The sequence below is a fragment of the Glaciimonas sp. GG7 genome (assembly GCF_052976905.1).
On sequence record NZ_JBRIIQ010000092.1, the window covers coordinates 1 to 15,295 of the forward strand.

The window sequence follows — 15,295 nt, forward strand, 5'->3', positions numbered from 1 at the left end:
CAGTCGGTGATAGCTTCTCTAAGCGCCCGGTTCATCGAGCACGAATCGATGTCAACGGTAAACAAACCCGCTTGATACAAGAAAACTTACTAAGCCGCATTGATTTTTTGATCCCTGCAACGGCGGCAACGGCTGCAATAGCTGCCGACGAGGGTCGTCATATAGAGGTCCACTGTGGCAATTAAACGCGAGCGTCTGGTGCACCCTTTTTTCATCGCCCTGTTCGGTGCCGTCATCGCTTTTGGGCTGGGACTGATGTTCCCGCACGAACGCTTGGTTGAGCGGCTCAAACACGCACAGGCCAACGCCTTAAGCGTGGCCTATCTGGAGGTCTGGCTGCGCATCAGACACGACGATCTGGAGCTCACAGGCGTCCTTGCCCGCCAATACATCAGCGCAGGTCGGCTCAGCGAAGCCGACCCGCTGGTAGCACGTTTATTGGCCGCCACCGATCCGCTATTGCACGGCAACGCCTTGCTGCTCGCCATCGAGATCAACGAACAACGTGCCTATGCGCTGCCGCCAGAAGACCCCCTGCGCACCGCCTTGCTAGAAAAAGTCAGCGCCCTGCTCAGTCAAACCCAGACCCAACTGAACGCCTGGGATATCCCCACGCTACTGACGCTCGCCACCAAATCACGGGCCTTGAATTTATCCGAATTGTCGGCCACCTTTTATCGCCGTCTGGCAAAAAAAGACCCCGCCCACGCCGTCGCCTGGCAGGCCTTGGCAGGCGAATTATCGCTAGAGAATAGTCACTACCATGCAGCCGCGCTGGCCGCCTTTGCCGCCCAAACGGCAGCGACCTCACTGGCCGACCAACGCCGCTATTTCCTGTTGGGCCTGCAAGCACTGCAAGCAGGCAATCTGCTGCAACTGGCGATGACCGAAGCGCAAGAACGGGCCGGACCTTTTCTGGAAAATGACGCCCAGACTTTGCGTTTTCTGACCCTGCTGGCACGCTCGGCCAATCGCCCCGACCTCGCAGAAAAATACGCAAAACACCTGCTTAGCGTGATGCAGACCAGCGCCTTTAATGCCGTCGATCTTTATGACGCGCTCGCAGTAGTCAATATCAGGCAACCGGTCTATCTGGATGGCATCAAAGGCAATGCCCTGCGAGAAACGCTGGAGCGCAACAATCCCACAGGCACCGCAGGCATATTGCGCGTGGCAGCAAGCTCCGCCAACAACACTAAGCCCGCCAATCCGGACAATAAGCAAACCATCGAGCAAGACTACGAACTAGCCTTCACCGTCTTCCTCGCCAACCGCAATCTGTCCGAAGCCCTGCGCGTAGCCGACGCCGCCCATCGCCGCACGCCCGGCGATCCGGTATGGATGAAACGGCGCGCCACCGTCAACGAATGGAGCGGTCAGGCCGCGCAAGCGTTGGATGCATGGCTAGACATGGCGCACACCACCAATAGTGCGGAGGCATGGCAAGCCGTATTACGCTTGGCCCCCGGTCTCTACAACGACGCCGTCTATCTGGAAGCACTGCGCCATCAGGCTGGCAATCATTCCGAACTGGTCTTGATCGACCAGATCGTCGCCGCCTATGAGCGACTCGCGCAGAGCGACAAAGCGCTAGCTTTTCTCGATAGTCAACTCACTAAAACGGCTTACAAAAAAGAAATTCTCGAACGCTACGCAGCACTCGCCGAGCGCTCCGGCGATGACGATGTCGCCCTGCGTTCGTATCTGCGCCTCAACCGTGACTACGGCCCGCAAACCGCCTACGCACTCAAACTAGCCAACATCTACAACGCCCGCAGCGATTTTTCTGCAGCCTGCAACGTCCTCATCGCAGCGCAAGCAAAAGTCGCCCCCGCCGATGTTTTTTACTGGCGTGCGTTAGTCCAAAGCGCCGTGCGCGCCGAGCGGGAAGATGTCGCCCGCGACGCCTCCCGACATCTGATCGCCAGCAATCAAGCAACCCCCGCAGACATGGAAAACGTCATCCATTTATGGGATGACTATCCCATCGATGCCGGGCGGCTGGCCGAGGTTGCATTCCGTCAAAGCGGCAACATCGTCACCTTGCAAGAAGCGGTATATCAATATTCCCGCGCCAAAGCATGGCCGCGCATTGATCGCTTGCTCAATGGATTAACGCCCGAGCAAAACGCAGCCGCCGAAGCGTCATTCGAATTCCTGATGGCCAAGGCCGAGTTTGAGCGCCAAGTCGGACGCAACGACGCATGGCTGGCAACCCTGCGCGCAGCCATCGTCATCAATAGCAGTGCGGGAGACGCCCGCGCAGCATTTTTATGGGCCTTAATTGACCGTGGCAATAACGCCGAATTAAGCGCCACCCTCCACAGCTGGCGCGACGCTGCAGAAACCGATTCCGAATTATGGGCACCTTACGCCGCCGGATATTTGCGCTTATCTGATCAGGCAAATTGCCTGCATTTCTTCAACAAACAAGGCCCCGAGCAACGGCAAGACCCGTTATGGGCGCTCACCTACGCCGATGCGTTAGACGATTTCGGCCACGCTGATCGTGCATGGAGTATTCGCCGTCAAGCATGGCGCGCTATCTCAACACACCGCGCAACCTTGCTCGGATCAGAAGCGTCTGCCATGACCATGCAAGACGACGACAATCTGGCCGAATTACGCGCGCACAGCATCCTGCTCTCGCAAAGCTTTGCCGGCGGCGATTTCTCGCGCAATCTGTTATTGCAAGTGTTGCGTCAACATGCCAACAAAGCGCAAACGCCTGCACGGCCAGCCATGACTCAGGTCAGCCTGAAACTACTCGCAGACGACGACAGCGTCACCACTACGCCAACGCCCGTCTACGCAGAGGCCACCGCTGAAGACGCCGCGCTGGCATGGTCTCTGTCCAACGAACCGTATGAACTGGCACAGAGCTGGATGGCACAGCACTATGATCCGGCTCAGTTAGAGCATCCCGCCTACGCCCGCATCACCATCGCGCTGGCCGCCGACGACAAACCAGCGCTAAAAAATCTGCTGGCCGACCACCCCGACCGCCTGCCGCTGCTCAACCGTATCGACGCCAACATCCGGCTTGACCACACGCAAGAAGCGCAACGTCTGGCCGCCAACGGACTAGCAACCAATCCCGACAACGAAGAACTGCAGTCGCGTCTGCAAGAAACCGCCCTGCAAAACGCCAACGATGTCGAACCGCGCATGCTGGCATTTCGACAGTCACCGCTCCGTTTTGTCGAATCCGACATCCTCGTCAAACAGCATCTCAGCGAACATCTCAGCCTGATCGTCCAGACAGCGCTACGTAATCAACACAGCGACGATCCGACCCAACTGGTCAATGTCCCGGCGCAAGATACTTCCCTCACGCTGGGTCTGAACTGGAAAACCAGCGACACCGATTTGCTACTTCAGGCAGGTGCTCGCCGTGCCGTCAAAACCTTTGCACAAGCACGCTTTGAAGGAAGCTGGAAACAGCAAAACGCCATTACCTGGAACGCCGGACTGGGCTTTAATCAAGAAGCCACCGACTCGCCCGAATTACGCATCGGCGGCATGAAAGACACCGTCTCGCTAGGCGCGAATTGGCGTGTCGGCGTCCATGAATTTATCCAGGGTCAGGCCGAAGTATCACGCTATTACGCACAGGACCGTAGCGCGATTGGCTGGGGCACGCAGTTTGAATTAGAGACCGGCTATCACTTCCGCTTTGCGTACCCAGACTTCACCCTCAAAGCCGTCGCCACCCGTGCCAATTACAGCAGCAGTAGCGCCAGTGCAGGTCCTCTGTTCGGACGGTTCTCCCCGGACGGCGTAATGACGGTTGCCGAAGTACTCCCGGCAAGCTTCACGCAAGCCGGTCTGCTATTGAGTTTCGGTATGGATTTGCAAGAAACGTACACCCGCGCATGGCGTCCGTTGATGGAGATCGGCCTGCTGCACGACACCCGCACAGGATGGAACCGTAGTGCACGGGTTGGTCTGGCCGGATCGGTGCTGGGCAATGATCACGCCATGCTGTATTACGCGCATGACCGCTCGGCTAAAAATGGCGGATCGCCCGCTTCGGAGTTTGGCGTTCGCTATCGCTGGTACTACTAATGCATCAACTTCATCACGCACAACAACATTCACTCTATTGACTCTCTTGGAGCTAACTATGTCTACTTTCCCCCGATTGGTAACGCGCCCTATGCACGCGTCCGTCTTAGCCCTCACGATACTGATACTGACCGCCAGCGGCTGCGCAGTCATCCAATCAACCCCGGCACCCGCAGTCCAACGCAACGACAGCATCGCCTTACTGCCCATCATCAATCTCACAGAAACCCCGCAAGCCGGCGCGCGCGCCGAAGTCATTCTTGAGACCCTGCTGCAAGCCAACGGCTTTACCCAACTCAAGCAATACGTCAGCACCAACAATGGCGATACGCTATTTCAAAATATCGATCGCGACGCGGTCGCGCAAGCAAGCGCCTCGGCACGCGCCGCCAATGCCAAATACGGCCTGACCGGGTCCGTGCAGGAATGGCGTTACAAGGTCGGCGTCGATGGCGAGCCTGCTGTGGGCCTGTCACTCAAACTCATCGATATCGCCACCGGCGAAGTCCTCTGGACAGCGTCCGGCAGCCGCACCGGGTGGAGTCGCGACGCGGTCTCGGGCGTGGCGCAAAAGCTGCTGGGCCAGCTCATTAGTCCACTGACCACATCAGCACAATCACCGCAATAAGGCTGGTAAGGAATATATGAACGCACCGCTATTAAAATCCGTTGCGCACGAACATGCGCCCGAAGATGCCGCACTACTACCGCAATATGAGGAGCACCCCGGTTTTTTGCGCGGCATCAAAACGCCCGGCCATTACAGCCGCATGCTCGCCCCCGGCATCACCGGCGCAGGCGCTATTTTCGAGTCGGCAGCGATCATCGTCATCATGCTCGCGCTGGGCAACCTGCTCGCGCCCAACGATCCCTTACTGCTGCATCACAACTTCCCCTACGGCTGGATCGTGCCCCTGATACTGGCGCTGCGTTACGGCTCCTTGCTCGGCGTACTCAGCGGTCTGGCCGTTGTGGGCGGGTGGTTTTTTTTGTATGCGGGCTTTAATCCGCTGTCCCCAATTTCCGGTGCAGAACCACTGTTTCCGCGTGACTTTTTCCTCGGCGGGTTTTTGCTCCTGTTTATCGCTGGTCAATACGGCGACATCTGGGCCGGACGGCTGGCACGCTCCAACGTCGTCAACGGCTATCTCAGCGACCGGCTCAGTGCACTGACCAAAAATCATTTTCTGTTAAGGCTCTCGCACGAACGTTTAGAAAACGATTTGCTGGCAAAACCGACCACCTTACGCGACACACTGGCCCAATTAAGAAGCCTGGTACTGACCGACAGCGCACGCACAACAGAACTCCCCAGCGCCGCAGAGTTGCTCCAACTTGCCGCGCAGGTCTGTCAACTAGAAACAGCAGCGCTCTACGCCGTCACCAACGGCAACGTCAGCAATAGCGCCGCCGCAAGCGTCGGTCTTCCCTTCGAATGCGATACCGACGATCCGCTGTTCAAGATGTGCATGGGCAGAAAAACGCTGGTGCATATTCAAACGCCGGAACTGCAAGCCGACGCCAAGACCCGTTACGTCGCCTGCGTGCCCGTGCTCAGCGGCACCGATGATCTGATCGGCATAGTGCTCATCAAACATATGCCGTTTCTCTCCTTACACTACGAGAACCTGCAATATTTGCTGGTGCTATTGGGCTACTACGCCGATGGTGCACGGCATGCCGAAGCGACCAAAAAAGTCCTCAATGCGACCCCCGCCTGCCCGCCTGAATTCGCCCTCGATTATGTGCGCCTTGCACGCTTGCAAAAAGACACCGGGGTCGAATCGCATATTCTGGCGCTACGTTTTGGCACGCACGATATGCAAGAAATTCTCGTCACCCACGTCGCCCGTGGCATCCGCGCCCTCGATATGGCGTGGCAGCTCAACATCGGAGAGAGCAAGGTCTTAATCATCTTGATTCCGCTCTCCGGAACCAACGCCGTCGCAGGGTATTTGTTGCGCGTAGAAGAAGGCATGCGTGCCAACTTCGGTGCCGATTTCGGTCAGGCGCAAGTGACCGTGCAATCGCTGCGCGTGGGGGCAGAAAACGGTGACGACGCTTTGCAGCGACTGCTTGCGAGGATGCATCTCAATGGATAGCACACGCGTCAAATTACTCTCTTTGCTCCATCCGTATCTGGTCGGCAATGACAACCGCGTCCTCATCGGCATTTTTTTAGTGCAAGCCATCGCAGCCCTTGTCGTGACCGCTATTGCGCTTTATTTACTGCCGAAAAAATATCGGCAGCAATGGCGTGCATCGGGCACCTATCTGTATATTTTCTCGCTCGTTATACCGTTCGGCGCGCTGTTGGTGTGCTTGCCCGGCATTTGGCTGGCCCGGCGCTTTCCTCTCAACACCGAACTCAAAGATATCGCCGAAGTCACGCTGCCCACGTTTGTGCCGCAATTAGTGTCCCGTGTAAAACACGGCGGCGGCGCACGCTTGCGGGTCCAGCTCGAAAACGCCGCCGCCCCCGTGTCCGAACGCATGGCCGCGCTGGTGGCGATGCAAACCATGCAGCAAAGAACAGCCAGCCCGATCTTGCGCGGACTGTTATCGGATTCGGTCGAAGACGTCCGTTTGCTGGTCTACGGGATATTGGACGGCGCAGAAAAAGAGCTAACCCAGCAAATTCATGCCGCGTTTCTGTTGCTCTCTGAGGCACGCAACGATGCGCAACGCTGCGCGGCCAACAAACAACTCGCCCTGCTTTATTGGGAGCTGATCTATCAAAATTTAGTGCAAGACGACATCTATCTATACACCGCCGAACAGGCCGAAAAATACGCCGACGCCGCCCTCGCCATCGATGTGAGCAGTGCGCCACTGTGGTACATGCGCGCGCGCTTAGCGCTCATCCGGCGTCACCCCAAAGAGGCCGAAGCGTATCTCAGAATGGCCAGCAAATATCGCTTCCCCAATGACCGCCTGCTACCGCGCTTTGCCGAAGCCGCCTATCTGCGCGGCGACTATCGGCACGTACGCAAAGCCTTCAACGCCTTTCGACATCGCCCGACGCTGCCATTTTTAAAACCGCTCCAGCACTATTGGACATCATGAAAAACACTCCTCCCCGCGCCGCCTCGGCCGATATCGCGTTGCTGCTCGAAGGCACTTTTCCCTACGTGCGCGGCGGCGTCTCAAGCTGGGTCGATCAAATGATCCGCGCCTTTCCGCAATACACTTTTGCCTGCATCTTTGTCGGCAGCCGCGAACAAGACTACGGCGAAATGGCCTATGTCTTGCCGCCCAACGTGGTCCATCTGGAAGTCCACTACCTCTACAGCTTCAACGCCGAACCGAGTGTCGTCTCCAGCGAAGGTAGCGCCGAAGTGTTCGACAAAATGGCCAGCCTGCACGACGCCCTGCGCAATCCGGCCATGCGAGAGCAAGCCTCCAAAGCCCTGCGCGAGAGCATGCAGCAGTTTGGCGACGACGGCACGCTGTCCGAGAGCCAATTTTTGTATAGCCGCAAATCATGGGAATACATCACCCAGCAATATCGCCAATACTGCACCGACCCATCCTTCACCGACTATTTCTGGACCGTGCGCCTGATGCACAAACCGCTCTGGCAAATGATGCGCATCGCCAACAACATGATCGACGTCAAGCTGTATCACACCGTCTCCACCGGCTATGCCGGATTTTTAGGCGCGATGCTGCACCACAAAACCAATCGCCCGCTGATCACCTCCGAGCATGGCATCTACACCAAAGAACGCAAGATCGATCTGTTTCAAAATCAATGGATACAAGACAACCGCAGCGTGTTTGAAAAAGACATTTCGCAAGTCAGTTATTTCCGCAATTTGTGGGTGCGCTTCTTCGAAACATTGGGTCACGTCTGCTACGACGCCAGCACCCAAATCGTCGCGCTCTTTGAAGGCAACCGACTACGCCAGGTGATCGACGGCGCGCCTGCCATCAAAACCATGACCATTCCCAACGGCGTCGATCTCACACGTCTGGCCCCCTTGCGCGCGTGGCGCCCCGCCACGCCGCCCAAAGTCCTGTGCCTGATGGGCCGGGTAGTCCCCATCAAAGACATCAAAACCTTTATCCGCGCCATGCTCACCGTCACGCGTGACATGCCTGAGGCGCAAGGCTGGATTGCCGGGCCGGAAGACGAAGATAAAGAATACGCCGCCGAATGCAAAAATTTAGTCGAAAGCCTTGGCCTGACGGACAAAGTACATTTTCTCGGCTATCAAAACATCAAAGACTTATTACCCCAATGCGGCGTGCTCATCCTCAGCTCGATTAGCGAGGCCCTGCCCTTGGTTGTGCTGGAAGGTTTTGCCGCCGGTGTGCCATCCATCACCACCGATGTAGGCTCCTGCCGCCAGCTCATTTATGGCGCAGAAGGCGAAGACGCCGCGCTCGGTGCCGCCGGGGCCGTGGTCCGCATTGCCGACCCGATTGCGCTCGCCACAGAAGCCTTGAAACTATTGCGCGATGCAGACCGCTGGCACGCCGCGCAACGCGCCGGGATTGCCCGCGTCGAAAAGTATTACACCCAAAACATCATGGTCGATAGTTACCATGCGCTGTATGCGCGCTTAATGACAACACCGATGGCCGACCAAGACACACCCAAGCTGGTCTGCCCGATGGGCCATCTTCCCGGCATGATCGACTTCGCACACGCAGGAGCAAGCTGATGGCCGGGATTGGATTTGAGCTGAGAAAAATTCTCCAGCAAAACACCTTGTTTGGCGTCTTCCGCGCCTACGCCTACGCCGGGGTCATCAGCTCCGGCTCGTGGATACTCTCCATTGTCGGCATCCTGCTCATCGGTATCCTCAGCTTACCGTTTGTCATCCCCGGCGTGCAGGTCACGCAGTTTCAGGTCTCCGTCACTTATCTGATCGCAGTCAGCCTGATCATCACCGGACCGATGCAATTGGCCTTTACCCGCTTTACCTCCGACCGGCTATTTGAGCATCGCGACGATCTGGTTTTTTCCAACTATCACGCCGTCGTGCTGCTGGTCACTGCCGTGGCGGGATTGATTGGAATGGGCTTTGCCCTGTTCTCATTTCAGGATCAGTCGGTGACGTATCGACTGTTAATGGTGGTGGGCTTTGTGGTCGTGAGCAACATCTGGATCGCGGTGATTTTTCTCACTGGGATGAAACAGTACAAACAGATCGTCTGGACCTTTTTACTCGGCTACGGCCTCACTGTCGGCGCTGCGCTATACCTGGCTAGCTGGGGATTGGAAGGATTGATTCTGGGCTTTGTGATTGGGCAAATTTTTCTCTTGGCAGGGTTGTCGTTGTTGATTTATCGCTCGTATGGCGGGGCGGTGTTTATTTCGTTCGAACTATTTGAGCGACGCTATTTGTATCCGAGTTTGCTGCTCATTGGTTTGTTGTACAACCTGGGTATCTGGACCGACAAATTCATCTTTTGGTATGCCGAAGGGACCGGACAGCAAGTCATCGGACCGCTACATGCCTCGGTGATTTATGACATCCCGATCTTTCTGGCGTATCTGGGAATTATTCCGGGGATGGCGGTTTTTTTGGTGCGGATCGAAACCGATTTTGTTGAGTATCACGAGGCGTTTTATAACGCCGTGCGTGAAGGCAGTTCGCTCGATCATATTGAAAAAATGCGCAATCTGATGGTGCAGACGATTCGTGTCGGCTTGTATGAAATCATGAAAATTCAGGCGATTGCAGCACTGTTGCTGTTTGCCTTGGGCGGGCCGATTTTGCGGCTGCTCAATATCTCTGAGCTGTATTTGCCATTGCTGTATGTGGATGTGGTGGCGGCTGTTTGCAGGTGGTGTTTTTCGAGTGTTGAATATTTTCTTTTATCTGGATCGGCGGCGGGAGGTGTGTTGTTGACTAGCATTATCGTCTAGACAGTGTGCTGAGCTAGTGGACACTCATTAGGCCTGCTTGTTATGGATATCGATTTACATTATTCTGATATCGTGATCGGAGTGTTTGTGTGATCGAAGTCGATGTTGGAGTATCAAGACTATATGTGCAGAGGTCTCGTTCATGGTTCATTCGTTTGTGCCATATCGCTCGTGATGCTGCACCACGGCGGCAGTTTTCTTCGCCGAGAGTAACCGGGAAGCGTCGCGGTTCCGCACCTTGGGCGGCCCCGGATGCTGCCGCAGCCGGGTCTAAATCGTCTTGCGCGCTCGGACGTGTCGTCGGCCTGGTCCGTCAGCAGCAGGAACTTGGCATCGTTCATAACGGTAGGTCAACTGCCAGGTCAAAAGCAACAGCAACGTCAAAAATCACTCGCCTACAAAGTAGAAAACTTCCACGTCAAAAGCAACCGCGACTGTCGCTCGCCCTACAAATTCGAACAACTACACGTCAAAAAGCCCCCACAACTATCGCTCGCCTCCAAATTCAAACAACTACGTAAAAGCAGCCGCAACTCACTCGCCTCCAAATTCAAAACAGTTCCCACGTAAAAAGCGACCGCAGCTGTCGCTTCGCCTCCGGCAACGTGACCGGCGTCCTCTCCCTTTTTCATACATTTGGAGCTCCGAATTTGATGTTGAAGTAAAATTTTCTCATTTCTTAACGTTCGTCCTTTTCACAGTATGAAGGATCCATCGCAGCACAGCTTCAATACCCCTTCGCCTAGGTTCGAACGGTGGTTCGTTTTAACGTACATATTTCTAGCTTTCGGCTCATCAGCAGCTTCTCGCTCGCAGTGTGGTGATGTCGTTGTCATTGATTCGCTTCTTGTAATCTTGTTAAGGCCGTGTACCTATATGTCGATAGTAAATGTTTTAATATTCACAATCAGCAGTCCCTGGCGCGGTGCTGTCGCGTTGGCCGGTTGGGTTGATCGATGAGCTCACTGGCTTCGATGATGTTGGAGGGGTGATCGTTGGACGCGGTGTTGCGTCCGGCTCATGGCGTGGAATGGTTTCCTCGCAGTCGATTGCATCGCTGGTTTGATGATTCGGTTGGAGGTCGTTGAAGTTTTCGGCTGGTCTTCGGCATCGTTCGATTTCCTTGGTCTCGTCACCGGTCCCGTTGGGGTGGCGGTCGCGGCGGTCGACGCCTCAGCGGCTGGTCCCTGCCAAACCGCAAGCCAAAGCTTCCACATCGCCGCCAGGAGGCGACGAAGCCGCCGCATAAAGACCTCCTCCGGTGCTCTGCATCACACTGACCTCGTTCCTGTGGAGGAGCAAGTGACGCATGCTCACGCTGAAACGGCAGGTCGCAGAAGGAACTTTTGGCATCATTCATTTCATCGTTTTTCGCTTTGACGTAATCCTGGTCAAAGTTCTCAATCACTAACAGTTCGACCACTGATGTGAATTACAGTGCAACTTATTTTGACCTCAGCACAGCCACGTTAATTGCTTTTGACGTTGCCGTTGCTTTAAAATGACACTGACCTCATCATCACACTGCAGATTTATCACAACAATAGCCTGATGATGTTGAAAGCCAGTGGTAATCAGACCAGCTACATCAAGGTCAAGCTTGACACACACAGCGCTTTGCTTCTTTTCATATCTTCTTAGCAAGCAAGAAGTAACTTGCTTTCACTCCACACAGCAAGCATAAACAAGCACATTTCCTCAATTATCAACCGAACTGCAGTTGCAGTTGCAGTTGCTTTTGAAGTAGCTCTACATACTCTTTTTTGCCAAAGCAAGAATAAATAGAAAGCCCCCCCCGACCTGCCTCCATCGAGCACATACCGTGTCAATAACCAACAAACCAATAAAACCCCCATTTCCCCATAAACAAATCCCCCGGGCGTGATAATCTTTCTCACTGGAATTGCTTTTTAATAAATTCCCCGATCCGAATCCCGACCAGCAAGCCCCCATCTGTCCATGCAAATAGCAGCAACCCCTCTTTACAGCCGGCAAACCGCGTGATCTCCATCGCTCAACTACGCCCGCACCTCGCCCAAATGGCGGTAAATCTCCGATTTCTACGCGGCAGTAGTCTCATCATTCTGCTCTGGCCAATAGTCGGCCTGTTTCTCATCCTCGTCATTTGGTACATCAACACATCCCAGATCAATGAACAAAGACAGACACTGCGCAAAAACGGTGTCGCCCAAGCAGTGTTGCTCGCAGGGGCCTACGCCGACCAGCTCTCGCAACCGATTGAGCAAATCGACCAAATCACACTCAACCTCAAATATTACTGGCAGACCAGTGGCGGCACACTCAAACTCGAAGATCAATTGCGTGCAGGCCTGTACCCCACCAGTGCCATGTTGTATGTAACCATCGTTGACCGGCATGGCGAAATCATCACCACCACGCTGCCCAGAAAAAAACTCAACCTTACAACACGCAATTATTTCCAAGCGCACCAAAGCGATAACACCAATAAACTATTCATCACCAAACCATCGATCGGCCACGCCTCTGGAAAAAACGTAATCCGCTTTACACGCCGGCTCAACGCCAGCGACGGCAGCTTCGATGGCATCGTAATTGTATCGGTCGAACCGGCATACTTTGCCAACGCCACCGTCGATAGCGCACTGAGCAAAAGTGGCTTTCTGTCGCTGCGCATGAAAGATAGCGTGGTCCTCGCTATGCGTACTGGCACCAACCTGCGCACAGCCCCGTCTATCTTTAATCTACCACCGGTGTTTAATGCTGAGAAGGGTGTCGGCATCATCGAAAAAGACAAATTTATCGATCACCAGTCGCGCATTGTGGCCTGGCAAGGAGTTAAAAATTATCCGCTCGTCGCCATCGCAGGCTTATCAGAGCAAGAGTTACTGCTCCCGCTGGCAGCGGTATCGCGCGAGTATCAAATATTGGCAATAGCAAGAACGCTGGTGGTGCTCATGTTTGTCCTGATCGGCATGTTTTTTTCATCCCGGCTCGCATGGCGCAAGCATCAGGCCATGCAAGCACGCGAAGCCTACGGCATTTCTCCCGATGGTGGTAATGAAGGCTTTTTTATGTTTGAAGCACAGCGCCGGCGCGACGGTGTCATCACCGATTTCGCCATCGTCGACTGTAACGCCTACGCTGCCACGCAATTTGGCATCAAGAAAAGCGAACTGCTCGGACGCCGTATCTCCACCATCTATCCCGACCCGGCGCACTTTGAACGACTATTGCGCACCTTCATCGGGGCTATGGAAACCAATTTTTACGAAGACGATTTTTTAGTTCCCGCAGGAAGTCCGCTCAGTATGCAATGGGTGCATCGCAAAATGATGCGCTCCAATATCGGATTAGCGCTGACTCTGCGCGACATCAGCGAAAGCAAAGCGCATGAGCAAGCACTGTTGTCGATGGCCAATTCGGACGCGCTCACCGCCCTGCCCAACCGGCACTGGCTGATGCATTTTTTGCCGTTTGCCATCGCGCGGGCAAAGTCTGATCAGACGATATTGGCGCTACTGTTCGTGGATCTTGATGATTTTAAAAACATCAACGATACGATGGGACATGCCGCTGGTGATGAGTTGCTGCAAGCGGCGGCTGCACGTTTGCGCTCGGTGATCCGCCCGTCGGACAGCGTCGTACGTCTGGGCGGCGATGAGTTCACCATCATTATAGAAAACCCTGACGATATCGCTGCAGTGGAAGCCGTCAGCGAGCGCATCATTGCCGCCCTCCAACAACCCTTCTTATTGGCCGGTCAAAGCAACCATGTAGTGTGCGCATCGATCGGCATCAGCATCTTTCCAAAAGATGGTCAGGACGTAGAAACCCTGCTCAAACACGCCGATATCGCCATGTATGCCGCCAAGGGAAATGGCAAGGCCAGCTATCAATTTTTTCAGCCGCAACTATCGCAAAATCTGGTCGTCAGACTCAATAACGAGCAAGCGTTGCGCCACGCCATCGATGCCGATGAGTTCGTGCTGTACTACCAACCGCGTGTCGATACCGTCAGTGGCGAATTGCGCAGTCTGGAGGCGCTGGTGCGCTGGATTCACCCGGAACGCGGCATGGTCGCGCCGGACGAGTTCATCCCACTGGCCGAAGAGACCGGATTGATCGTCAAGCTAGGCGAAATGGTGATCGAAAAAACCTGCGCGCAGTTAGCCCGATGGAAGGCAGACGGCCTGCCCGTGGTCCCCGTCTCGGTCAATGTATCGTCGATGCAATTTAATCAGGGCAATTTTGAGGTGCTGTTTGAGTCGCATATGCAGCGGCACGGCATCGCGCCGTCCTTAGTTGAAATCGAACTGACCGAATCCTGCATGATGGGCGAAGATCAGGCGGTCTTCAAACAAATCGCCGCGCTGAAATCGCTGGGCGTGAAACTGCTGTTGGACGACTTTGGCACCGGCTACTCATCGCTGTCGCAATTGCAGCGGCTTGATCTGGATATTTTGAAGGTTGACCGCGCCTTTACCGCCCAACTTGGGGAGAGTAAAGAAGGTGAAGTATTTTTTATGGCAATCATCTCGATGGCCCATGTACTGAACATGACCGTCGTCGCTGAAGGGGTAGAAACGCTGGAACAATTGCGCATATTGCGGGAGTTGTCCTGTAACGAAGTACAGGGCTTTTATATAGCGCGCCCGTTACCTGCTGAGGCGATTACACCGCTCTTGCGACAGCGGTTTTTGCTTCATGAGGAAATGGCATTGCAGTGACAATATCGCTGCTATCGCAACACGATTACTTAAGAAACCGTTCGTACTGAGTAGCGTATCGAAGACGCACCTGCATCAGTGCTGTCTTCGATACGATACGCTACGCTACTCAGCCCGAACGGATATGTTATTCACTAAACCTCATGTCACCACTATCAGGCTCCGTTGAAATCGGTCACAAAATCACCCAAGCCCAACAAACTACTCACGCAACATCCGCTGAAATACACCATCCCGATTCACGATCAAATGTTTGAATGCCGCCAGCACATGGATCGCAATCAAGGTCGCCAACACCGCTCCCAGCACGGCATGCATGTTGCCAAACAAGTCGCGTAAATACGGATCTTCCCAGCCCCATTTCGGCAAAGCCATGCCAAAGAATTTGACACCGTATTTGTTAAATGAAGATGACAGATAACCTACCGTCGGCTGCAATACCATGCACAGGTAGAGCAGCCGATGGCTCCATGTTGCCGCGCTGACTTCCCAGCGCGGCATGGTGCCCGGCAAAGGTGGTGCGCGGTGCGTCAAGCGCCATACCAGACGGGCCAATATCAGCACGCCAGCCATCACGCCGAATGATTTATGCAGGTTGAAATACACGGCCCGCCCCGGTGTTCCCTTGGGGATATCG

At 54.9% G+C, this 15,295-nt stretch carries 10 protein-coding genes; 9 read left to right on the forward strand and 1 reads right to left on the reverse strand.

Annotated elements, in window-relative coordinates; all coding sequences use genetic code 11:
- The 9 genes from ACVBEF_RS17005 to ACVBEF_RS17045 form a co-directional block, all read left to right on the forward strand.
- Window positions 1-185 (forward strand): hypothetical protein (locus tag ACVBEF_RS17005; protein ID WP_447125112.1); only part of this gene is annotated, 185 nt, incomplete at its 5' end.
- Entirely contained in the window at window positions 175-4,068 is a 3,894-nt protein-coding gene (locus tag ACVBEF_RS17010) for a tetratricopeptide repeat protein (RefSeq protein ID WP_447125113.1), read from the forward strand. The genes ACVBEF_RS17005 and ACVBEF_RS17010, both read left to right, overlap by 11 nt.
- A 58-nt stretch (window positions 4,069-4,126) precedes the next feature.
- Window positions 4,127-4,696: a penicillin-binding protein activator LpoB gene (locus tag ACVBEF_RS17015; RefSeq protein ID WP_447125114.1), complete on the forward strand. Its 570-nt coding sequence runs from the start codon at window positions 4,127-4,129 to the stop codon at window positions 4,694-4,696.
- A 16-nt stretch (window positions 4,697-4,712) separates the two neighbouring features.
- Entirely contained in the window at window positions 4,713-6,170 is a 1,458-nt protein-coding gene (locus ACVBEF_RS17020) for a PelD GGDEF domain-containing protein (RefSeq protein WP_447125115.1), read from the forward strand.
- Window positions 6,163-7,134 (forward strand): lipopolysaccharide N-acetylglucosaminyl transferase, encoded by a 972-nt coding sequence (locus ACVBEF_RS17025; protein WP_447125116.1) that lies wholly within the window; start codon window positions 6,163-6,165, stop codon window positions 7,132-7,134. The genes ACVBEF_RS17020 and ACVBEF_RS17025 overlap by 8 nt, the downstream gene beginning before the upstream one ends.
- On the forward strand, window positions 7,131-8,738 hold the full coding sequence (gene pelF / locus ACVBEF_RS17030; RefSeq protein WP_447125117.1) for a GT4 family glycosyltransferase PelF: 1,608 nt from the start codon (window positions 7,131-7,133) through the stop codon (window positions 8,736-8,738). Before ACVBEF_RS17025 ends, pelF begins: the two co-directional genes overlap by 4 nt.
- Window positions 8,738-9,949, forward strand: a complete 1,212-nt coding sequence (pelG, locus tag ACVBEF_RS17035) for an exopolysaccharide Pel transporter PelG (RefSeq protein ID WP_447125118.1) — start codon at window positions 8,738-8,740, stop codon at window positions 9,947-9,949. Before pelF ends, pelG begins: the two co-directional genes overlap by 1 nt.
- Window positions 9,950-10,276: 327 nt before the next feature.
- Window positions 10,277-10,519 carry a hypothetical protein gene (locus ACVBEF_RS17040; protein ID WP_447125119.1) on the forward strand — a complete coding sequence of 81 codons (243 nt, stop codon included), beginning with the start codon at window positions 10,277-10,279 and terminating at the stop codon, window positions 10,517-10,519.
- Between the two features lie 1,430 nt (window positions 10,520-11,949).
- A complete protein-coding gene (locus ACVBEF_RS17045) occupies window positions 11,950-14,658 on the forward strand; it encodes a bifunctional diguanylate cyclase/phosphodiesterase (protein ID WP_447125120.1) in 2,709 nt (902 codons plus the stop codon).
- Window positions 14,659-14,859: 201 nt separating this feature from the next.
- Here ACVBEF_RS17045 and ACVBEF_RS17050 read toward each other — a convergent pair.
- Window positions 14,860-15,295, reverse strand: a 436-nt coding sequence (locus ACVBEF_RS17050; RefSeq protein ID WP_447125121.1) for a cytochrome b, incomplete at its 5' end; no start/stop codon positions are given.

Excerpts from the sequence above, each read along its gene's own strand:
- ACVBEF_RS17025 (WP_447125116.1), top strand. The coding sequence starts at position 6,163 with ATGGATAGCACACGCGTCAAATTACTCTCTTTGCTCCATCCGTATCTG.
- pelG (WP_447125118.1), top strand. The coding sequence starts at position 8,738 with ATGGCCGGGATTGGATTTGAGCTGAGAAAAATTCTCCAGCAAAACACC.
- pelF (WP_447125117.1), top strand. The coding sequence starts at position 7,131 with ATGAAAAACACTCCTCCCCGCGCCGCCTCGGCCGATATCGCGTTGCTG.
- ACVBEF_RS17015 (WP_447125114.1), top strand. The coding sequence starts at position 4,127 with ATGTCTACTTTCCCCCGATTGGTAACGCGCCCTATGCACGCGTCCGTC.
- ACVBEF_RS17020 (WP_447125115.1), top strand. The coding sequence starts at position 4,713 with ATGAACGCACCGCTATTAAAATCCGTTGCGCACGAACATGCGCCCGAA.